Raw genomic sequence first — 20,437 nt, 5'->3', positions numbered from 1 at the left:
GTATTGAAAAAAAGCACCCGCTAAACAGCAGGTGCTTTGTTGTGAAAGATATATAGAAAGCAGCAACAAGTTAACCTCTTCTTGCTCCGCGTCCCCCACGTTTTGATTCCGTGTTACGTTTTAAAGATGTTAAGCGGTCTTCACTATCTTTTAAGAATTTGTTCATTTTTTGCTCAAACGATTCCTTCGGACGGAAATCATTTCTGCTCGGTCTTGATTGTTGTTGTTGAGGACGATCTTTTGCTTTTTTAATGGACAAGCCGATTTTACCGTCTTTTTCAACGTTAATCACTTTCACTTCAACTTGTTCACCGACTTTTAAATGCTCATTAATATCTTTTACATAGTTATCGGCTACCTCACTGATATGAACGAGACCAGTTGAACCGCCTGGCAACTCCACAAAAGCTCCAAAATTTGTAATGCCCGTAACTTTCCCTTGTAACTTGCTGCCAACTTCAATCGACATAAAAAAAGTGCTCCTCCTTAGACTTATAAAAAAATCTCATTTGTTCAATTATACATAAACTGAATTTTAAGTGTCAACAAGGCTAATCGCTCTTATTGCCCACATCAAAGATTTTTTCGCCTTTTTTAGACATATAATAGTCCCGTCGTGCCAGTTCGAGTACGTATTCTTTGCTTTTCAGCTTTTTGATTTCATCAGAAATATCTTCCTGCTTTGTTTGTAATTGCTTCAATTCTTTTTCAAGCGCAACCTTCTTCTCTTCTTTTTCTTTCAATGCAGACGATTGCGACCAGAGGGCACTTGTTACCAAAACAGCAAACATGAGCACAATGACTCCAAACACGGTAAGCCTTCTAAGGAGTCCCCGGCGTTTGCGTTTTAGGCGCTGCGCTTGCTGTTCCATTTGTTTTTGATAATCATTTTGAATTTGTGCGATATTTCTTTTTCTCTCGTTCAAGGATGAAGGCCTCCTCTCTTACTTTGTCCAGAATTGTTTCCATTTCGTTTTCATGGTACGAGATAATTTCTTGATCCCTTGTAAAATTCCTGCTCCTTTTGAGAAAAACAACCTCATTGATGTTCGCCATTTTTCGGGAATTCGATGAATAATGGTTACATTAAGTAACCAAATAAGCGGATAACAAACAATATACAGCACCTTCCACACGAGTCGAAACGCAAAACGAACAAGGCGTAAGAGCGAGTGGAACAAGAACAGAAGAGCACTTATGATCAAACCAACGATCCAGCGAATGGGCTGGAAAACCATCGACATGATCAGCCTTTTCAGGACGAGAACAGTCTGATAAATACACCTCATCACAAACTTGAGGATGTTCATATACAGCTGTTTCATCAATGCCTGGTACATCGAGAAACCTAAAGCAACAGCTAGAAAAATATAAAGCCTGAATTCTCCCTCATTGGTCAGCAGCAGGACATAAAAGAATAAGAGACCCTGCACCACCCAAAAAAGGAGGTCGTGAATGACCAGCAGCCATTTTGCTGTTTTTTCCCGGTTCACAAACAGCTTGTACGTATCCAGCGATGCGCCCAGCCAGATGCCCATCGCCGCCATCGAAAGCATCGTATAAAACTGGACCGTCAGTGTCATTTAAACAGCTTGCTAAAAAATCCTTTAGCTTTCTCCCCGTGCTGCTCATCTACATAGATTAAGTCAAAGACACGCCCTTTAATGGACACAACGCCCTTTTCTACATCTAAGTTTTTCATTTGCAGATTTTCTCCGCGAATGGCGAGGACTCCCATGACAGTCTCAAGCAGAAATTCTTCATTATCAAAGCTCTCGACTTGTTTGACCCCGGTAATATCTAAATGCTTTCTGTTGCGCATTGTGACATGATGCTCGGCTTCTGATGACAACTTCGTGCCTTGAGGTTGATTATAATATTGATTCATTTATACATCCCCCATATCTCATACTTGCATTGTTACTGCATTGTATGTGACAAGCGGGACATTTAGAACAAGCCCTATTCTGCTGTTTTCTCTTCTTTTAGCACGGTATACATGCCAGCAGCTTCTTCTTTTTTCGTTGTGTCTTTTAACTCGTTGACTTGAACGGTCACAAGCTTTTGGCCGAAGCGGATTTGAAGCTCGTCTCCTTCTTTCACGTCAGAGCTGGCTTTCGCCTGAGTGCCATTAATGGAAATTCTCCCTTGATCGGCTACTTCTTTTGCCAATGTTCTTCTTTTGATTAAACGAGACACTTTTAAGAATTTATCTAGTCTCATGTATGTTCACCTCTTTCTATGCGTTTAGCATCGTTCCACAGATCGTCCATTTCTTCTAGGGTCAAGTCCTCTAGTGAACGTCCCATGTCCTTTGCCTTTTGTTCGATATGCTGAAAGCGCCGCATAAATTTTGTGTTTGCAGAAGAGAGGGCGGTTTCAGGCTCTAGGTGATAAAATCTGCCGATGTTGACGAGAACAAACAAAAGATCCCCAAATTCATCCTTCATCTGCTTTGTTGCACCTTCATCCGTTTTCTCTGCCACTTCCACAAGGAATTCCTGCTTTTCCTCTTCGTATTTGTTCCAAATATCCTCTACTTCTGTCCAATCGAAGCCCACTTTCGCTGCTTTCTTTTGGAGCTTATAAGCTTTTGTTAAAGCTGGAAGTGTCGTTGGAATGGATTGCAAAATAGATGCTGCACGCTCCGGTTTTTCCTGCTGCTTGATTTTTTCCCAGTTGGCGACGACATCTGATGCTTCAGACAAATCCGTATCACCAAACACATGCGGATGTCGTCGAATCATTTTTTCTGTGACATGCTGGATGACGTCATCCATTGAGAAATAACCATCATCTTCACCAATTTGGGCATGGAGTAAAACTTGAAGCAGTACATCTCCGAGTTCTTCAACCATATGATCTGGATCGTCTTCATCTATGGCTTCCAGCAACTCATAACATTCTTCAATTAAATATGGTTTGAGCGACTCATTCGTTTGTTTTTGATCCCAAGGACAGCCGCCAGGACCTCTTAATGTACGAATGACTTCACGGAAAGTGTCAAATTGTTGATAGAGTAGCTTTTCATCTTGGATTGGAGGCACATAAACACTCGTTAAGTTATTTATCGACACATCTCGATCAAGTTCAAATAAAGGAACACCTGTAATCTGTTCCTGACTGCTTCCAGCTGCCGTTACGATAAAGACTTCATAATCGTCAGGTAGCTTTTCCATGAGGGTCAGCTTCACATTCGAGGCTGTCATCTGATCATATACTTGACAGATCAGCACATGCTGGGTCAACTTTAGATCATCCGCTCTCATATCCCCTGCGTCAACGAATTGCAGCCCTTCAATTGGGTCAATCTGTAAGGAATTAAACGTCGCATCCAAAAAGCTTTGTCCACCAGCCACGTACACCTCAACCCCGCGCTCCTTCTGTTGTGAAACAAGAAGCTGCACTGTCTTTTCCGCTACAAACGGGTGACCTGGTACTGCATAAACAATATCTTTCCCCTCAGCCTCTCGGAAGAGAATGTCTGTGATTTCCTCATACACTGCATCAAACTGATCATGCTTTTCATATATCTCATCAAAAAAGGTCAGAGACGGGACTTCCTGCATCAATTCTGCGGTGAGTGGATGATCCTGCGTTCTCATGTATACTTCTTTCGCCTGCTTCAGCTGCTTATATACACCGAGCGTCAGCTGATCCATGTCGCCTGCCCCAAGACCAACGACTGTAATCTTACCTGCCATTTCGATTCCCTCTCATCTGTTTAAAATATAAAATCTTTTCTCCTAATGGAATGAGTCTCCATTCCTCTTCCGTAAATACGTCTAGCTTAAGAATACTATATAAAAAGGCGAAACCACCAATAAAAACTGAAGTCAGGCTCTCTAAAACAGAAAACGGACGTTTCTCAAAGGGAATGACCCAAGAAAACAATGCCTGATATCCAATTAAAACGACGGCCATGAATGCTGCTGATAAAAGAATTTTCACTGGGAATAGCTCTCTTATTGAAATCCACCCTTTATGCTTCAAATACACCGCATTGAGCGCAGCGGCGGCGAGAAACCCACAAACAGTCGACCAAGCAGCTCCATAAATGCCGAATAACGGGACAAGAGCCAGCGTCAGCCCCCATTTCACCAGTACACTGATCAGGACCACAACAGCCGGGTACACGGTATGTCCCAGACCCTGAAGTAAAGCGGTTTGCGTAATCGCCATTGATGTAAAGGCAATGGATATGCAAAATATTTGCAGCGCATCTGTCCCTAAGTCATTACGAAAAAGCATAATGTTCACAGACGATAAAATACATATAAGCCCGACAGCTGAACCAATCCCCAGCACCGATGTTGCCTTAAACGATGTACGTACTTTTTCACGAATTACTTCATGCTGACCTTTTCTTAAGGCCGACGACAAAAACGGAACAAGAGACGTCCCGATACTAATTGCAAACACCGTCCCGAGCTGCAGGAACGGCTGACCTCGGTCATATACGCCTTTTGCCGCCTTTGCAGCTGCTTCACTCAGTCCCTCACCGCGCAGTAGCGCATACAAGTGAAAAGCATCGATCATTTGCATCCATAGGATCAGCAATCCACTCACACAAATCGTCAATGTATACAGCACCAAACTCTTCAGCACATCTTTTTTCCGCAGTGTAGCCTGTTTTAATGTCTTGCTCGCTGACAACCGCTTCCGATAGGTCAGCCAAAGGAAAAGAAGCAAAAGGAGTGAAGCAGCACTTCCAGCTATAGAAGAGAACACCGCACCCGCTCCTGTTTCATAAAGCGAATAGCCATGTCTCACAAAATAGAAAGATAAAACAAGCAGGACGCCTACTCTGATGAGCTGCTCAGCCAATTGAGAGACCGCAGTGGGGAGCATCAGCCCATCACTCTGAAAAACACCCCTCAGCATCACGGTAAGCGGCAGAAATAGAAACACAAACGAACTCATCTGGATGAGAAGCATTAATTGACTGTCTGCCATGAGATTCGCAATTGTGCCTGCTCCTATATATAAACAAAGAAATAAGACCAAGCTCAGCAAAGTGATATACACCAAGGATACCTTTGTAATGATTCGGCGATTCTCCGCACCATGCTCGCTCAGGAGCTTGGACACCATCACAGGAAAACCAGTGGTGCCGAGCATGATCGCAATGCCAAGAAAGGGATAGACCTGCTGATAAATATAAAAACCTGTGTCTCCTACGATATTTTGAAAAGGGACACGATATACGGCACTCAGTACCTTTGATAACAAGCCTGCGATGGTTAAAATCACCGCACCTTGGAAAAGCCAATGCGGCTGATTCACAGCATTTTTCATGGATGACTCCTTTATGTTCAATCAAAAAATATACCTGCATTTAAACGCACTCATTATATCATAAGTGACTGGCAAGCCGTTTCTTTCTAAGGAGTAGACGATACATTCATTATTTTGTTTCATCCCATATAAAAAACGCCGACAAAATCAGATGATTTCATCGGCATTCTTTCTTTTTATCAAGATGATATAGAATTATTAGACCTAATGTTCCATTTGACGGGCTAAGAAGCCAGCTGCCGTTTCTGCCGCTTTATGCTCCACTTCTCCCATTGAACGCTCTTTAGAAAATAAAACGACGGCGCCAATTGGATCTCCGTTTGCAACAATAGGTGCAATGGTATAAGCTGATACATCATCATCAATACCATCCACTAGCTGAATTTCTTTCTTGCTGTCCTCTAATACAGAATTACGCTGATCCATTGTTCGTTCAAGTAAATCACTAATGGATTTGTTTAAGTACTCTTTTTTTGAACTGCCGGATACAGCAATATACGTATCACGATCACAGATGAGGATAGAATGACCCAAACTGTCGAATAAAGCATCAGCATATTCCTTCGCAAAGTCTCCTAGCTCACTAATCGGTGAATACTTCTTCAAAATGACTTCTCCATCGCGGTCGACAAAAATCTCAAGTGGATCTCCTTCCCGGATACGCAATGTTCTGCGAATCTCCTTTGGTATAACCACTCTACCTAGATCATCGATGCGGCGTACAATTCCAGTTGCTTTCATTCACTGCTGCCTCTCTTTCGTTTGATGATGTGTTGGGTGAATGGAACAAAAGCGTCCACTTTATGCAACATTCACCACTTGACCCTGAGATTAGTATCCGTCACATCAAACGTAATATACACGAGAGACCAACAAAATTTTATGAAGATGGAATGGTTTCTTTTTTCACATCTTGAAGACCTCGAAGCATACGAAGAACGACTTCAAGCCACTCCTCCGTTTTCTTACCTTTTGTTTGGACAGAAATAATCAGCTTGCTGCCTTCCATGCCAAGACCGATATCACGTCCATATTGACTGCCAAGCTCAAATAATTTTTGACCATCGATGTCGCTGCTTGCTTTTTCATCGAGAGTGAGTCTGACAATGCCTTTCTCCATCTTGATCAACTCGACACGTTCCTGCACAGCGTACACCTTCATCGTCGCAATCGTGAACAAATCAGCCACTTCTTGCGGATATTCTCCGAATCGGTCAATCATTTCATCTTGAAGCTCTTTCCGCTCTTCTATTGATCCAATCGCTCTAAACTGTTTATACATCTCGATCTTTTGTTTGCCATCAGAAATATAGCTATCTGGAATGTAGGCATCAATTTGGAGATCAATTTCCGGCTCAAATTTTTCTTGAGCAGTCGTATCGCCTCTTCTTTCTTCAATGGCTTCTTTCAGCATTTGAGAGTAAAGGTCGAATCCAACAGAATCAATAAATCCATGCTGCTGTGCACCAAGTAAATTTCCTGCTCCTCGAATCGTTAAGTCACGCATCGCAATCTTAAAGCCTGATCCGAGCTCAGTGAATTCTTTAATAGCTTGAAGTCTTTTCTCTGCTACTTCAGAAAGCACTTTATCTTTTCGATAAGTGAAATAAGCATAGGCCACACGATTCGAGCGCCCAACTCGTCCTCTTAACTGGTACAGTTGCGAAAGCCCCATTTTATCAGCATCGTGAACAATGAGCGTGTTCACATTTGGTATGTCTACGCCCGTTTCAATAATGGTTGTACTGACGAGTACATCCGATTCACCTTCTAGGAAATTAATCATCACGGATTCCAGCTCGTTCTCACTCATTTTCCCATGTGCGTAGCTTACTTTTGCGTCTGGAACAAGCATCGAGATTTCATCTGCTTTTCGTTCAATATCCTCCACTCGGTTATAAAGGAAGTACACTTGACCGCCTCTTGCCAGTTCTCGCTCAATGGCTTCTCTAACTAACGCACCATTGTACTCGACAACATAGGTTTGAACTGGGAAACGGTTCTCAGGTGGCGTTTCAATAACAGATAAGTCACGTACGCCAAGCATCGACATATGAAGCGTACGAGGAATTGGCGTTGCCGTTAACGTCAGCACATCAATATTGGCTTTCATTTGTTTAATTTTCTCTTTATGCGTCACACCGAAGCGCTGCTCTTCATCGATAATTAACAGTCCTAAATCCTTGTACACAATGTCTTTTGAAAGAAGACGATGCGTCCCAATGACCATATCAATCGTTCCGTTTTTCAGCCCTTTTAAGGTTTCTGTTGTTTCTTTTCGTGTACGGAAGCGGCTAAGCTGAGCGATTTTAACAGGATAGTCTTGGAATCTGTCCATAATCGTGTCAAAATGCTGCTGCGCTAAGATCGTTGTTGGTACAAGCAGTGCCACCTGTTTCCCGTCAGCAATGGCTTTGAAGGCCGCTCGAATCGCCACCTCTGTTTTTCCATAGCCCACATCTCCACAAAGCAGACGATCCATCGGGCGCTCCCGCTCCATGTCTTGCTTGATTTCATGAATCGAGCGAATTTGATCATCTGTTTCTTGGTAAGGGAATGCCGATTCAAACTGGCGCTGCATCTCATGGTCAGGCGAGAAGGCATACCCTTTGCTTGCTTCACGTTCTGCGTACAGCTTAATCAGATCATCTGCAATGTCCTGCACAGATGATTCTACTTTTTTCTTCACGCGTTTCCAGTCGCTACCGCCTAGTTTGTATAGCTTTGGTTCTTTTCCTTCTGACCCTACATACTTCTGCACCTGATCAATTTGTTCAACAGGGACATAAAGCTTGTCGCTTCCTTGATAATGAATATTTAAATAATCTTTATGAATGCCGCCAATTTCAAGCGTTTCAATTCCTAAATACTTACCGATCCCGTGGTTAATGTGCACCACATAATCGCCCACTTGCAGCTCTGAATAGCTTTTGATTCGCTCTGCGTTCGTCAGCTTTTGCTTACGTGCCTGCTTCTTCACACGTTTCTTGAAAAGTTCACCCTCTGTAATGACAGCAATTTTGGATAAAGGCAGTTCAAAACCGGTTTGCAGCTCACCTTGTAAAATATATACTTGCCCGCTGACAAGCTCAGCATCAGGTTTAGCAAGAGCTGCTTCAATGTCATAATCATGCAAGACAGATGACAGCTTCTCTGTCCGCTCTTCATCCGCACCTAAAAAGACTACCGTATAATTCTGCTTTTTGTAGCGTTCAATTTCACTTGCAAGCACATTCATCTGCCCATGGAAATTCTGCATTTGCTTACTAGATACATTGACGATATTTTGCGGATTGGTCTGCTGAACATGTCTCAAAAATAAGGAATAGTACAGAATCGATCTCGATTGCTGATTGAATAGCTCTTGAAATGGGAAGGAAAGGGCTAGATCATGCAGGATATTCCCTTCTTCCAGCAGACTAATTGTCCAATCTGCTTCTTCCTGTTCAAGCTGTTCTTCCATCTCCTGAATTCTGCTGATTTCATCTAGAATGATAATCGTATCCTGCGATGTATAATCTAGCAAACTAGCAGGCTTTTCATAGAAATAGGACAGATACTTCGTCATTTCTTGTGTCACAATACCTTCTAGCAGCTTCTCACGATCAGCAGAAATATTCTGATGGAGCAGTTCTTTTTGTTTATCCGAGTTGAATTTCTTTAAGCTACTGGCAAGACCTTCGTCAAGCTGTTCAATCGCTCTCACTCGTTCAGGCCCTCTTACAATCAGCTCTTTCGCCGGGCCAATCTTGATTTCTTGAAGTGTTTCCAATGAACGCTGCGTGTCAGAGTGGAAGGACCGAATAGAATCCACTTCTGTATCAAACAGCTCAATACGGATCGGGTGGTCTTCCGTTAACGCATAAATGTCAATGATTCCTCCGCGCACACTAAAGTCTCCGGGCGCAGCGACCATGGACGTCCGGTCATAACCGATTTGCACGAGTTGTTTTGAAAACGCCTCCAAATCAATTTCTTCACCAACCTTTAAATGGATCTGACTCTCCTTCCAGAGCTCTACAGGAGGAAGCATTCTACGCACTGCAGCTGCTGGGGTCACGACAATCGGATTTTCTCCATTCGCGAGACGATTCAATACATCAAGACGCTGCGCTCTAAGCTCCGGGCTTGCCACAGCAATTTCAGATGCAATGAGTTCATTGACAGGATAAAGAAGGACCGAGCGATCTGGCATCACACTTGCTAGATCATCTGTGACCTTCTGCGCTTGATATAAGTTGTGTGTCACAATAAACATCGGCCGCTTTAATTCGTCTGATATGGCGGCTGTAAATAAAGATCTGACGGAGCCTGATAGTCCGGCGAGCAGTTGTTCTTTTAAACCTTCCTTTAGCCCATTAAAAATGGACTGAAAATCATCACTTTGTTTGATAAATGATTGTATATTTTTCATTTGGCTCCTCCTCCCTGCTTGTTTAAAACAGAAAAACGCTTTGGTCTATTATCTACACCAAAGCTTTTTATTGAATAAAGGTATGATACTGATGGTAATCAGGATTTCTTTCGAGCGCCTCTTGGCAATCCTCACAAATGGTTTGTACATGTAAATCACCATTTTCCCTATAAGAAATCATATCGTTTCTTTCCTCATTTGTTAAGTGATGAAATCCAAGTGCTTCACTTTGGACAGCGGATTCATCTAGACTGCCAACCTTTACACCACAGTGCCGGCAGTAATAGTGCAAAGCCATACGTGATCCTCCCATGCTGAGATTTTATGATCAGTATGTGCTTTGCTTATCATTCTTATACCTTCTTGTTAAAATCATTCATCACTTCTAAAAATGGCTTTGTTAAAGCCGCTTCACAAGCTTCAACAGATGATTGAATAGCAGATGAGATATCAGGCTGTTCTTCCTCTGAGAAGCGTCCTAGTACGTAATCGACGATCTTCATGCCGTTTTGTGGACGGCCAATGCCGATACGAAATCGGTCAAACTCTGGTGAACCTAAATGCTGAATCAACGATTTGATTCCGTTATGTCCGCCTGCACTTCCTTTAGTACGCAAACGAATCCGGCCCGTTGGCAAATCAAGATCATCATAGATGACCTTCAAATGTTCAAGGGGAATATCATAGTAATCCATCAGCGGACGCACACATTCCCCTGATAAGTTCATATATGTAAGAGGCTTCACAAGTAGAACCTTTTGCCCCGAAACAAACCCAGTTCCATATTGTCCATGGAATTTTGATTGATTTAATGGGATGTCCCATTTTTTTGATAGTTCATCTATTGTCATAAACCCGACGTTATGTCTTGTTTTTTCATATTCTTTTCCTGGATTACCCAATCCAACGAACGCAATCATGAAACCAATAACCTCCTTTGTCGCACATGCACACGCCTAAAAAATGAGCCAATGTGATTGCCTCATGCAAAACGTATGAATTCTTTTCATTCTAGCACAAAAGACGTAACCGCGGGAGGGTTACGTCTCTAATTGACCAGTTATTCTTCGCTGTCATCTTTTTCTTTAATGGCCTCAGGCTCTTGCGTTTCCTCTTCACTATCTGGCTCTGGAACCTCTGATTGCTGAGGCGGTAAGATCGAAGCAACAACTTCTTCTGGATCATTATTAATTTGATACGTAGACTGAACAGACAGATCACCAACTGTTAGTACGTCATTTACTTCTAAGTTTGTAATATCAGCTTCAATATTTTGTGGGATATCCTTTGGTTTTGCTGTAATGGATAGCTCAAATAGTGGCTGCTGAAGCACACCGCCATCCTTTACACCTTTGGATTCACCAATGAGTTGTACAGGTACATCTGCGTCAATTTCTCGCTGTAAGTCGACCACTTGGAAATCAGCGTGGACAAGCTCATTTTTCAACGGATCTGTTTGCAGTTCTGTTACCATCACAGATTTTGTTTCACCGCCAACGTCTAATGTGATGATTGTGTTTTTTCCTTCATCACGTAATGTCTTTAATAAATCAATACTGTCTAATGAAACAGCAAGGTTGTCTGTATTTTTTCCGTATATGACACCAGGAACGTGTCCTGAATGACGGATTTTTTGCAGTGTGGAACGTTTGAAATCAGTTCTTTTATTTGCTTTTAAAGTTGCCATATTCAGCACCATCCTATTTCTTTTTTGTCACTACTTTCATAAATACCCATAACTGAATCATTTTAAACATGTTTGCCTTTCATTTATCACAGCAAAAAGACCCCAAGCTGATGCCTAGGGCCTTTTCCAATCAGAAAATTAGCTGAAAAGGTAGCTCACAGATTCTTCTTCATGTACACGGATGATGGCTTCTGCAAGCAAAGGCCCAACTGAAAGCGGAATGAATTTTCCAACTTTCTTGTCATCTGTTAAGTGAATACTGTTTGTCACAACTAATTCTTTAATTTTAGAGTTTGTAATACGTTCTACTGCTGGTCCAGACAATACTGGGTGAGTACAACAAGCATAGACTTCAGCCGCTCCATTTTCCACAAGTGCATTTGCAGCAAGTGTAATCGTACCAGCTGTATCAATGATATCATCGATGAGAATCGCCGTTTTGCCTTCAATGTTCCCAATGATGTTCATCACTTCAGCCACGTTCGGCTTCGGACGACGTTTGTCGATAATTGCGATTGGTGCTTTCAGGCGGTCCGCCATTTTTCGCGCACGCGTAACACCACCGTGGTCAGGAGACACAACAACGATATCATTCAAGTTTTTCTGTTCAAAATAGTTTGTTAAGATTGGCACAGCCATTAAGTTATCGATTGGAATATCAAAGAAACCTTGGATTTGCGGCGCATGAAGGTCAAGTGCAATGACACGAGTAGCACCTGCTGTTTCAAGTAAGTTCGCAAAAAGCTTCGCCGTGATTGGCTCACGAGGTTTCGCCTTACGATCTTGACGTGCATATCCGTAATAAGGGATGACAATATTGACCGTTTTCGCAGAAGCGCGTTTTAGTGCATCTACCATAATGAGTAGCTCCATAATGTGCTCATTTACTGGCGCACTAGTAGATTGAATAACATAACAATCACAGCCACGGATACTTTCTTCAATATTGATTTGGACTTCACCGTCACTAAAACGTTTAACAGAGCTCTTTCCTACATCAACTCCGATACGATCGGCAATTTCTTTGGCAAGTTCAGGGTTTGAATTCAAAGAGAATATCTTTAAATTCGCATCAGCATAACGATTAGACATGGTAAACCTCCGGGTATTTGGATTATTTTTTATGAATATTTTTCACATAATCTTCTTTATTGACTTGTCTTGCTCTAGCAATAGACAATGCATCCTGCGGTACATCTTCTGTAACCGTTGAACCGGCTGCAACATATGCCCCTTTTCCGACAGTGACTGGTGCAACGAGATTTGAATTGCAGCCAATAAATGCGCCATCTTCAATCTTCGTTAAGAATTTGTTCTTCCCATCATAATTAACTGTAATGGATCCACAACCAAGGTTTACATCCGCTCCGACCTCTGCATCTCCAATATAGCTAAGATGAGACGCTTTGCTTCGGTCACCGAAAACTGTTTTCTTGATTTCGACAAAATTTCCGATCTTCACTTCATCGCCAATTTTCGACAACGGGCGAATATGAGCAAACGGTCCAATTGTCACATCTACCCCAACTTCACTATCACAGACAACAGACTGCTTAATGACTGTCCGATCTCCAATTACGCTATCAACAATTTCAGTGTTCGGACCGATTGTGGCATCTGCACCAATCTTTACATTCCCTTTGATGACCGTCCCAGGATAAATCATTGTATCTTCACCGATGACTGCATCTGGCGAGATATACGTGTTCTCAGGATCAATCAAGGTTACACCATTCTTCATATGCTGATGATTAATACGTCGCTTCATGAATTGCTCTGCTTGTGATAGAGCGATACGATCATTGACTCCAAGTGTTTCTTCAAAATGAGGTGTTTGATACGCTGCAACCGTCTGTCCTTCATTCTTTAGAATTTCAATGACATCCGGCAAATAGTATTCACCTTGTGCATTTTCATTTGACACTTGCTCAATCACACGGAAGAGATCTTCATTTGAAAAGCAATAGGTTCCAGTATTAATTTCATTCACTTGACGTTCAGCATCATTTGCATCTTTATGCTCGACGATCTTTACTACAGCACCTGTTTCATCACGAAGAATACGTCCATAACCTGTTGGATCATCCGCGTGTGCTGTCAAAATCGTGACTTTCGCTTGTTGTTTTTGATGCTCGCTTAACATGGCTTCCATTGTTTCCGCTGTCAATAATGGTGTATCTCCACAAATGACAATGGTTGTTCCCTTTTCCTGCGCGAGGAACGATTTAGCTTGTTTGACGGCATGTGCTGTTCCCAGCTGTTCTTCTTGAAGTGCATATTCACTTCTGTCCCCAAGCTGCTTCTTGACGTCCTCTGCTCCATGACCGACAATCGTCACAAGCTTGGCTAAAGATAGCTTTAACGCTTGATCTGCCACATGCTCGACCATTGGCTTTCCGCAAACTGGATGAAGTACTTTGTATAACTTTGACTTCATTCTTGTTCCTTTTCCCGCTGCTAAAATCACTGCGAACCGCTTATCCATTGATTGGCCTCCAATATCCCTATTATCCATAGAAAAATATATCCTAAATAAGGACTGATTTCAAGGATACAAGAGGAAGTGCATTAATTTTCTAATGAACGGGAGACATAAGGAACAAGAGAAAAAACGCAAAAAAGACAGCATTTAAAAGAAAACATTCATTTTCTCTTAAAGCTGTCTTTTTAGGTTCACATATCTTTAAGAAGCTCCAGCTTCTTCATATTCAATTGTCTCTTCCTCTTCGCCTAAGCGATGATACTCATTTAAAACAGCATCTTGGATTTTACCCCGAGTGCTTGAATTAATTGGATGTGCAATGTCGCGAAACTCTCCATCAGGCGTGCGTTTGCTAGGCATTGCAACAAACAAGCCATTGTTTCCATCAATCACACGAATATCATGAACAACAAATTCGTGGTCCAGCGTGATGGATGCAATCGCCCTCATGCGACCATCGGTATTCACGCGGCGTAATCTTACGTCAGTAACTTCCACAGTAGTTCACCACCTTTTCCCAATATAAAAGCATTAATTAGGTATTCAACGATTGTGGTGATTCTCCTGCTCTTTTTTTAAACTTTTTTTGAAATATCGGGATATTTATACATTTTTTGTCATTTTAATGACGACGCTTACATCGGTTGCGTGAAAAAAGACATCATGACGATGCCTTTTCATACATATAATGAAACCAAACGGTCTCCAAAGAGATGGCCTGTTTATTTCACTAATGCCACAACTTCAATTTCTACAAGTGCATCTTTTGGAAGTCTGGCTACTTCTACACATGAACGAGCTGGCTTATGTGTATGGAAGTATTCACCGTACACTTCATTCACTTCAGCGAATTGTTCCATATCTTTAATGAAAACCGTTGCTTTCACGACTGTTTCAAAGGAAGCACCCGCTGCTTCAAGGACGGCTTTAAGATTATGAAACACTTGATGTGTTTGTTCTTTAATATCTCCATTCACAAAATCTCCAGCTGGCGTTAACGGAATCTGCCCTGAGCTGTAAAACATGTTATTGACGATAATCCCTTGAGAGTAAGGTCCAATGGCTGCTGGCGCGTTTTTGGTTTGAACAACTTTTGTCATATCAATCTCTCCCATTCAAATACATGTTTGATCAAAGCTTAAGCTTTCGAATGAAAAAACTCGTGGAAATTACCTTCATTAATCTCAATGATTTTCTGCTTCATATCAATGGTTGAAAGCTTTAAAAGTGATACATATTCATCGACAAGACGTTCATCTACGCCTTCATCTTCTAATAAAACACCGATCCCTGCAACATTTGCATTAAATTCCTCTAGCAAATTCATCATGCCATTAATGGTTCCGCCTGCTTTCATAAAGTCATCAATAATCAACACATTGGATCCTTTATCTAAGCTCCGCTTTGCAAGTGACATGGTTTGAATTCGGTTAGAAGAACCTGATGCATAATTAATACTCACAGTTGATCCTTCAGTTACCTTATTATCTTTTCTAACGATCACAACAGGCACATTTAAATAACCTGCAACAGAATAGGCAATCGGAATACCTTTCGTCGCAACAGTCATGACAACATCAATCGGTCGATCCGAAAAAATGGTCGCAAAAAGCTTACCGATTTTCGCAAGAATCGATGGATTGCCTAAAACATCAGTTAAATATAAATAACCGCCAGGAAGCACACGTTCAGGAGTTGATAATGCCTCTCCGATATCGTTGACGACTTCGTCTGCTTCTTTTAGATGAATCTTTGGAATATATTTCACTCCGCCAGCAGCGCCAGGTACAGTAAGTAAAGTCCCTATTCCCTGCTGTTCGAAGGTCTGTTTGATAATCGTTAAGTCTTCACTAATAGAGGACTTCGCAGATTGATATCGCTCTGCAAAAAAAGTTAAAGGTACTAGTACGTGCGGGTGGGTTAACAAATAATTTGTTAAGTCCACCAATCTGCCGCTTCGACGAAACTTCATGAACTTACCCCCAGAACCCGAATAATTTATGAATAATATAACTTAATATACGGATTTAATCAAGGGTATTTTGTTCGCCGATCATGCGGACAGCGTAAACCTGATCACAAAATCCTCTCAGTCCGTTATATATTCTTTGTACCTTCGATTCATATTGAATCAAGCCAAATACAGTTGGCCCGCTGCCGCTCATTAATACAGCATCTGCTCCGAAACGCTTCATCTGTCTCTTAATCATATCGACTTCCGGATACATCTTTAATGTCACAGATTCCAACACGTTACCGAGTGAGCCGCACATCTCTTTATAATCTTTTGCTTCAATTGCTTCAATCATACGCTGTACATTTGGGTGTTCTACTTTGCTTGCGTCATATTGTCTGTAGACCTCAGCTGTAGATACCCCAATCACCGGCTTCGCTAAAATCACCCAGCAATGCGGCGGTGTCGCAATATGCTTTAGTTTCTCTCCACGTCCTGTCGCTAGCGCTGTCCCTCCGTGTACACAAAAAGAGACATCTGAGCCGATCTCCGCTCCAAGCTCAGCTAGTTCATCTAACGTGAGATTTAACTTCCACAAACGGTTTAAGCCGCGAAGCGCTGCTGCGGCATCACTGCTGCCTCCAGCTAAACCTGCTGCGACGGGAATTGCTTTTGTGATGACAATCGATACGCCTTTTTGAATACCGAATCTTGTTTTTAATAATTTAGCTGCCTGATAAGCCAAATTCCGTTGATCATCTGGCACAAAACGATTATGAGATGATACACGGATTTCGTCTTTGTCCAGCTCCGTCAGCTCTAGTCGATCTGCAAGATCTATTGTTGTCATCACCATCTCCACTTCGTGATATCCATCCGGTCTTTTTCCATGAACATCAAGTGAGAGATTAATTTTTGCCGGTGCTTTTTCTAAAATACGCAAACATTTCACCTACTTCTCCATCTAAACATAAGTATCAATATTGTATCACATTTGATGGATCTGATGAATATTGGCTTTTGCCCCCAGCACACTCACTTTTTCAAGCAAAAAAGACCAGAGACACCCGAGGTATCCCTGATCATTTCTTTATCGTTGATTCTCTTCTTGAGCCATGTGCTGTTGAGCTAATTCAATGGCACGTTTGACCATATTTCCTGCGTCACGCGCACGAATCTCTCCCCAGCCTCCATTTTTGACGGTATCATAAAATCCAAGATCCTTCGCCAGCTCGTATTTGAACTCATCTGACATAATGCCTCGGCGTCTACCCAAACGAAACAGCCCCTTTGGTCGAGAATTCGAATCATCGCCACTCATTTGTGGCTTTCTTATTTTGCATCGATTCCTGCCTTTTACCCCTTTCAAATAATGGACAGCCTCCCATACAGAAAAAAAGGCAAAACAAAAAGCAGTAAACAAAAAGTTCACTGCCCATTAATAGGCGACTGAGCTAGCGGTATCATCGAACGTTAATTCGACCGTCTCAGTCAGTATATCTGCATAACTGTAAGAAACTCTTTCAAACGAATTCTCATCTTGATCTAATTGAATCACAAAAACAGAAGGGTACGTTTCAGCTAAAATGCCCGAACGCTCAATTGTTTTTCGGCGGCCTCCGTTAGCCTTTAACGTCAAACGTTTACCTAAGTTACCATCAAGCGATCTTTTGATGTCGGACAAAGTCTTCGCCATTGCATCCACCTCACTGAGATAATTATACAACAACGGCCCATTTTTGTCAAATAAAAATTAAATTATATCAACCAACACGAGCCATTGTCAACAAAATAATTTTGACAAACTTCTACCTTTTCTCCTCCCTATTTTTCTCAAATTCCGGTGAATTATGTATTCATATGAAATTTCTTTTTGAGCATAAAAAAAACCAGACTGAAATCAGTCGGGTTATGTCGATTCATGGTCTCTTTTATATGGCATACCTACCCTTAAAACACCCCTTGTTTCAATCCCTCCGAGACCTTTTTCTCTCGTCAGCGTATTTCGGAGCACATCCCACACGTTGATTCGATCTACAAATGGAGTGAAGCTGATCTTGGCAACAATATAGACGGGGTCAAGTGCATGAATGTTGACACGTGAGGGTGAGCTTGCAAAATTAGCACCTGCTTGAATTAATGATTCAAAATGAGATTGGCAGGCACCTGCAAAGATCACGAGCTGATCTAAATGCGGAACCTTCCTTCTTGCCTTTTGAACCGTTTCAACGAAATGACGAGAATGACGATATGCACCGATATCGTGTACACCCCCCTTTTGTTTAGAATACGCATCATGTCCTGTGATGACCAAAATATCAGGCCGGTATTGATCAATTAATGAATCAATCATGCTTGGCATTTTCTTCTCGTGGCAATGCACACCATACACAGGTACACCGATTCTTTCATATACATCTAAGCATTTCTTTAAGTATGAAGCATCTCCATCTAAATGCAGAACCTTTCCGGGCATATGAAAATACTGCTCCTGATGCTGATATTGTCCAGACGTATAATACTCTTGTTTTTCACGAAGCAGCTGATAATCTTGCCTGAGTAAGTCGAGCGATTCGTTAATTTTCCGTTCATCGTCCTTCTCTCTTGTCAGCTGCTCCTCTTTTTGAATCAAGACCAAATCTGACATCTTCGCATCGGCGATCAGCCTCACTTCATTCCCATGCAAAATGGCGGTGGCTTCGTGCTGGTCTGTCTCATCAATTCGAATGATACGAAACATAATATCCATCTGATAGGATGCCCTCGTCACCATATCTCCTATTTGAAATTGCATGCTTTTCACTCCACAATCAGGCTCTTATCCTGTTGGTATCGTCTTACGCTACACTTGTTCTTCTTTCAGGTGTGTTGTTCTTTCTAGCCTATGCCTGAACAGGTGAAGTGGTGAAAACCAAAAGAAAAAAGCCCTTATGAAAGGGCTTTGTCTTCTTTTCAGCGTGATAGAAAACCTTTGCAGTCTAGGAAGGACGAGTACTGGCGCGGAGCGAATTTGACATTTGTGAGCACCAGCGCGCAGGACTGACACCGAATGCGAGGGTTTGTCTACACGCTGAAAAGCCCTTATGAGAGGGCTTTGTGTAAAACATTGGACAAACGGGCAAATTCATCGATTGACAATGATTCACCGCGGCGTTTCCCATCAACCTCAGCTGTTACAAGGGCTTCTTCAATGATGGCTTTATGTTTCTTGCCATCTGGCAGATTGTTCATCAAGTTATTCATCAATGTCTTCCGGCGCTGGCCAAAACTCGCACGAATCAGTTGAAAGAAAAACGTATCATTGTCTACTGAGACTGCAGGTGTTTCACGAACAGTTAGTTTGATCACCGCTGAATCCACATTCGGTTGTGGGACGAAAACCGTTTTCGGCACAACCATGACCGTCTTCGCTTCTGTATAAAATTGCACTGCAATCGACAAAGAGTTGTATTCTTTTGATGAAGGAGCAGCGGCCATGCGATCTGCTACTTCTTTTTGCAGCATGACAACGATTCCTTTCAATGGAAGGTTTTCTTCAAGCAATTTCATAATAATTGGTGTCGTCACATAATAAGGAAGGTTTGCTACGACCATTACTTCTTTACAGTCAGCAAATTGTTCTTCAATCACCTTTCTTACATCTGCTTTTAATACGTCTTGATGAATAATGGTGACATTATCATATGGAGAAAGCGTATCGTTTAAAATCGGCAATAAGCGCTGGTCGATTTCAAAAGCCGTGACTTTCTTTGCCCGTTTGGCGAGCTGTTCAGTCAACGCACCGATACCAGGGCCAATTTCAATCACACCTGTCTCATCCGTAATCTCTGCATGATCGACAATGCGATCTAAAATATTCGTATCAATTAAAAAGTTTTGCCCTAAGCTCTTTTTAAAAGAGAAACCGTACTTCTTCAGTATTTCCTTCGTTCTGATGGGCGTCGCAATATCTTTATTCATCGGCTTCCTCCTGCATGACGGTCTTTAAGGCCGCAATAAAATCCTCTTTCGTTATTTGGAACATGTGAAGGCGCTTTTGCAGCTGCTTCGCATTTGTATATCCTATATTTAAAAGCACACCTAATCGTTCGCGGCGGCGTTTTGATGCTTCGCCTCCGATAAGGCCTGCGTCAAATAAATCGTCTAACGTAATCTCGCTTTCTGATTCTTCCATTTCCTCATGGACATGTGCAAGGCATTCTCGAATACTATCCAAGGAAGCATGCTCGACACCAATTCCTTTGTCCCGCTTCGCTTTCGCAAGGTGTTTTGGTAAAAAGGCGTGCTTACAGCCAGGGACAGCCTCTGCGATGGTTTTACGGATCTTTTCCCCAGGGAAATCAGGATCAGTTAAAATGATAACCCCCCTCGTCTCCTGAGCAAGACGCACTTGTTGAATGACTGTATCGCCAATGGCAGATCCATTCGTTTCAATCGTATCTGCATCAACTGCCATCTTTACTCTAGCAGTGTCGTCACGACCCTCCACCACAATGATTTCTTTGATTTTCATGTATTCCTCCGCTTGCAAAAACAATCTACATTTTTTTGTCAAAAAATGAAACCTTCCATGCTGTTTTTGCGTCTAATTAATTAGAAAAC

At 42.0% G+C, this 20,437-nt stretch carries 23 protein-coding genes; all 23 read right to left on the bottom strand.

Going from position 1 to position 20,437, the window contains the following annotated elements; genetic code table 11:
- Positions 1-70: 70 nt before the first annotated feature.
- Positions 71-469 (bottom strand): S1 domain-containing RNA-binding protein, encoded by a 399-nt coding sequence (locus tag NSQ52_RS00385; RefSeq protein WP_003217901.1) that lies wholly within the window; start codon positions 467-469, stop codon positions 71-73.
- A gap of 82 nt (positions 470-551) precedes the next feature.
- The gene (locus NSQ52_RS00380; RefSeq protein WP_007496186.1) at positions 552-926 is read right to left on the bottom strand and encodes a septum formation initiator family protein; all 375 of its coding nucleotides are present in this window, start codon (positions 924-926) and stop codon (positions 552-554) included.
- A gap of 18 nt (positions 927-944) precedes the next feature.
- Positions 945-1,583, bottom strand: a complete 639-nt coding sequence (gene yabQ, locus NSQ52_RS00375; protein ID WP_017359315.1) for a spore cortex biosynthesis protein YabQ — start codon at positions 1,581-1,583, stop codon at positions 945-947.
- Positions 1,580-1,888 carry a sporulation protein YabP gene (gene yabP, locus NSQ52_RS00370; protein WP_007496190.1) on the bottom strand — a complete coding sequence of 103 codons (309 nt, stop codon included), beginning with the start codon at positions 1,886-1,888 and terminating at the stop codon, positions 1,580-1,582. The genes yabQ and yabP overlap by 4 nt, the downstream gene beginning before the upstream one ends.
- 74 nt (positions 1,889-1,962) lie before the next feature.
- Entirely contained in the window at positions 1,963-2,223 is a 261-nt protein-coding gene (locus NSQ52_RS00365) for an RNA-binding S4 domain-containing protein (protein WP_008341839.1), read from the bottom strand.
- A complete protein-coding gene (gene mazG / locus NSQ52_RS00360; protein WP_342473803.1) occupies positions 2,220-3,704 on the bottom strand; it encodes a nucleoside triphosphate pyrophosphohydrolase in 1,485 nt (494 codons plus the stop codon). Before mazG ends, NSQ52_RS00365 begins: the two co-directional genes overlap by 4 nt.
- Entirely contained in the window at positions 3,694-5,298 is a 1,605-nt protein-coding gene (locus tag NSQ52_RS00355) for a polysaccharide biosynthesis protein (RefSeq protein ID WP_342473802.1), read from the bottom strand. Before NSQ52_RS00355 ends, mazG begins: the two co-directional genes overlap by 11 nt.
- A 204-nt stretch (positions 5,299-5,502) precedes the next feature.
- A complete protein-coding gene (gene spoVT, locus NSQ52_RS00350; protein WP_007496196.1) occupies positions 5,503-6,039 on the bottom strand; it encodes a stage V sporulation protein T in 537 nt (178 codons plus the stop codon).
- Positions 6,040-6,178: 139 nt separating this feature from the next.
- Positions 6,179-9,712 (bottom strand): transcription-repair coupling factor, encoded by a 3,534-nt coding sequence (mfd, locus tag NSQ52_RS00345; protein ID WP_019743557.1) that lies wholly within the window; start codon positions 9,710-9,712, stop codon positions 6,179-6,181.
- Between the two features lie 67 nt (positions 9,713-9,779).
- Positions 9,780-10,010 (bottom strand): anti-sigma-F factor Fin family protein, encoded by a 231-nt coding sequence (locus NSQ52_RS00340; protein WP_003217967.1) that lies wholly within the window; start codon positions 10,008-10,010, stop codon positions 9,780-9,782.
- 55 nt (positions 10,011-10,065) lie between these two features.
- A complete protein-coding gene (gene pth / locus NSQ52_RS00335) occupies positions 10,066-10,632 on the bottom strand; it encodes an aminoacyl-tRNA hydrolase (protein WP_342473801.1) in 567 nt (188 codons plus the stop codon).
- A 140-nt stretch (positions 10,633-10,772) separates the two neighbouring features.
- On the bottom strand, positions 10,773-11,399 hold the full coding sequence (locus tag NSQ52_RS00330; RefSeq protein ID WP_008341853.1) for a 50S ribosomal protein L25/general stress protein Ctc: 627 nt from the start codon (positions 11,397-11,399) through the stop codon (positions 10,773-10,775).
- A 138-nt stretch (positions 11,400-11,537) separates the two neighbouring features.
- A complete protein-coding gene (locus tag NSQ52_RS00325; protein WP_003217907.1) occupies positions 11,538-12,491 on the bottom strand; it encodes a ribose-phosphate diphosphokinase in 954 nt (317 codons plus the stop codon).
- Between the two features lie 22 nt (positions 12,492-12,513).
- Positions 12,514-13,884 carry a bifunctional UDP-N-acetylglucosamine diphosphorylase/glucosamine-1-phosphate N-acetyltransferase GlmU gene (glmU, locus tag NSQ52_RS00320; RefSeq protein ID WP_041506539.1) on the bottom strand — a complete coding sequence of 457 codons (1,371 nt, stop codon included), beginning with the start codon at positions 13,882-13,884 and terminating at the stop codon, positions 12,514-12,516.
- 198 nt (positions 13,885-14,082) lie between these two features.
- Positions 14,083-14,379, bottom strand: a complete 297-nt coding sequence (gene spoVG / locus NSQ52_RS00315) for a septation regulator SpoVG (protein WP_008357439.1) — start codon at positions 14,377-14,379, stop codon at positions 14,083-14,085.
- 224 nt (positions 14,380-14,603) lie between these two features.
- On the bottom strand, positions 14,604-14,981 hold the full coding sequence (gene ridA / locus NSQ52_RS00310; protein WP_008341860.1) for a 2-iminobutanoate/2-iminopropanoate deaminase: 378 nt from the start codon (positions 14,979-14,981) through the stop codon (positions 14,604-14,606).
- A 38-nt stretch (positions 14,982-15,019) separates the two neighbouring features.
- Positions 15,020-15,853: a pur operon repressor gene (gene purR / locus NSQ52_RS00305; protein WP_007496210.1), complete on the bottom strand. Its 834-nt coding sequence runs from the start codon at positions 15,851-15,853 to the stop codon at positions 15,020-15,022.
- A gap of 55 nt (positions 15,854-15,908) precedes the next feature.
- Positions 15,909-16,778 (bottom strand): 4-(cytidine 5'-diphospho)-2-C-methyl-D-erythritol kinase, encoded by an 870-nt coding sequence (gene ispE / locus NSQ52_RS00300; protein ID WP_017359321.1) that lies wholly within the window; start codon positions 16,776-16,778, stop codon positions 15,909-15,911.
- Positions 16,779-16,925: 147 nt separating this feature from the next.
- Positions 16,926-17,111 (bottom strand): small, acid-soluble spore protein, alpha/beta type, encoded by a 186-nt coding sequence (locus tag NSQ52_RS00295; RefSeq protein WP_017366434.1) that lies wholly within the window; start codon positions 17,109-17,111, stop codon positions 16,926-16,928.
- Between the two features lie 162 nt (positions 17,112-17,273).
- Positions 17,274-17,531, bottom strand: coding sequence for a Veg family protein (locus NSQ52_RS00290; protein WP_003217979.1), 258 nt, complete (start codon positions 17,529-17,531; stop codon positions 17,274-17,276).
- A 213-nt stretch (positions 17,532-17,744) separates the two neighbouring features.
- On the bottom strand, positions 17,745-18,629 hold the full coding sequence (yabG, locus tag NSQ52_RS00285) for a sporulation peptidase YabG (protein ID WP_007496216.1): 885 nt from the start codon (positions 18,627-18,629) through the stop codon (positions 17,745-17,747).
- A 287-nt stretch (positions 18,630-18,916) separates the two neighbouring features.
- Entirely contained in the window at positions 18,917-19,795 is an 879-nt protein-coding gene (gene rsmA, locus NSQ52_RS00280) for a 16S rRNA (adenine(1518)-N(6)/adenine(1519)-N(6))-dimethyltransferase RsmA (protein ID WP_024719357.1), read from the bottom strand.
- Complete coding sequence (gene rnmV, locus NSQ52_RS00275; RefSeq protein ID WP_008341876.1) at positions 19,788-20,348, bottom strand: ribonuclease M5; 561 nt, start codon at positions 20,346-20,348, stop codon at positions 19,788-19,790. Before rnmV ends, rsmA begins: the two co-directional genes overlap by 8 nt.
- Positions 20,349-20,437 lie beyond the last annotated feature (89 nt).

Origin of the sequence: Bacillus sp. FSL W8-1141 (assembly GCF_038593205.1) — a bacterium.
GTDB lineage: Bacteria > Bacillota > Bacilli > Bacillales > Bacillaceae > Bacillus > Bacillus altitudinis.
This window is presented reverse-complemented; position numbering and strand designations above follow the sequence as displayed.

Bases quoted from the DNA above. Each gene is read 5' to 3' on its own strand.
- NSQ52_RS00385 (WP_003217901.1), bottom strand. From the start codon at position 469: ATGTCGATTGAAGTTGGCAGCAAGTTACAAGGGAAAGTTACGGGCATT.
- yabQ (WP_017359315.1), bottom strand. From the start codon at position 1,583: ATGACACTGACGGTCCAGTTTTATACGATGCTTTCGATGGCGGCGATG.
- yabP (WP_007496190.1), bottom strand. From the start codon at position 1,888: ATGAATCAATATTATAATCAACCTCAAGGCACGAAGTTGTCATCAGAA.
- NSQ52_RS00365 (WP_008341839.1), bottom strand. From the start codon at position 2,223: ATGAGACTAGATAAATTCTTAAAAGTGTCTCGTTTAATCAAAAGAAGA.
- mazG (WP_342473803.1), bottom strand. From the start codon at position 3,704: ATGGCAGGTAAGATTACAGTCGTTGGTCTTGGGGCAGGCGACATGGAT.
- NSQ52_RS00355 (WP_342473802.1), bottom strand. From the start codon at position 5,298: ATGAAAAATGCTGTGAATCAGCCGCATTGGCTTTTCCAAGGTGCGGTG.
- spoVT (WP_007496196.1), bottom strand. From the start codon at position 6,039: ATGAAAGCAACTGGAATTGTACGCCGCATCGATGATCTAGGTAGAGTG.
- mfd (WP_019743557.1), bottom strand. From the start codon at position 9,712: ATGAAAAATATACAATCATTTATCAAACAAAGTGATGATTTTCAGTCC.
- NSQ52_RS00340 (WP_003217967.1), bottom strand. From the start codon at position 10,010: ATGGCTTTGCACTATTACTGCCGGCACTGTGGTGTAAAGGTTGGCAGT.
- pth (WP_342473801.1), bottom strand. From the start codon at position 10,632: ATGATTGCGTTCGTTGGATTGGGTAATCCAGGAAAAGAATATGAAAAA.
- NSQ52_RS00330 (WP_008341853.1), bottom strand. From the start codon at position 11,399: ATGGCAACTTTAAAAGCAAATAAAAGAACTGATTTCAAACGTTCCACA.
- NSQ52_RS00325 (WP_003217907.1), bottom strand. From the start codon at position 12,491: ATGTCTAATCGTTATGCTGATGCGAATTTAAAGATATTCTCTTTGAAT.
- glmU (WP_041506539.1), bottom strand. From the start codon at position 13,884: ATGGATAAGCGGTTCGCAGTGATTTTAGCAGCGGGAAAAGGAACAAGA.
- ridA (WP_008341860.1), bottom strand. From the start codon at position 14,981: ATGACAAAAGTTGTTCAAACCAAAAACGCGCCAGCAGCCATTGGACCT.
- purR (WP_007496210.1), bottom strand. From the start codon at position 15,853: ATGAAGTTTCGTCGAAGCGGCAGATTGGTGGACTTAACAAATTATTTG.
- NSQ52_RS00290 (WP_003217979.1), bottom strand. From the start codon at position 17,531: ATGGCGAAGACTTTGTCCGACATCAAAAGATCGCTTGATGGTAACTTA.
- yabG (WP_007496216.1), bottom strand. From the start codon at position 18,629: ATGCAATTTCAAATAGGAGATATGGTGACGAGGGCATCCTATCAGATG.
- rsmA (WP_024719357.1), bottom strand. From the start codon at position 19,795: ATGAATAAAGATATTGCGACGCCCATCAGAACGAAGGAAATACTGAAG.
- rnmV (WP_008341876.1), bottom strand. From the start codon at position 20,348: ATGAAAATCAAAGAAATCATTGTGGTGGAGGGTCGTGACGACACTGCT.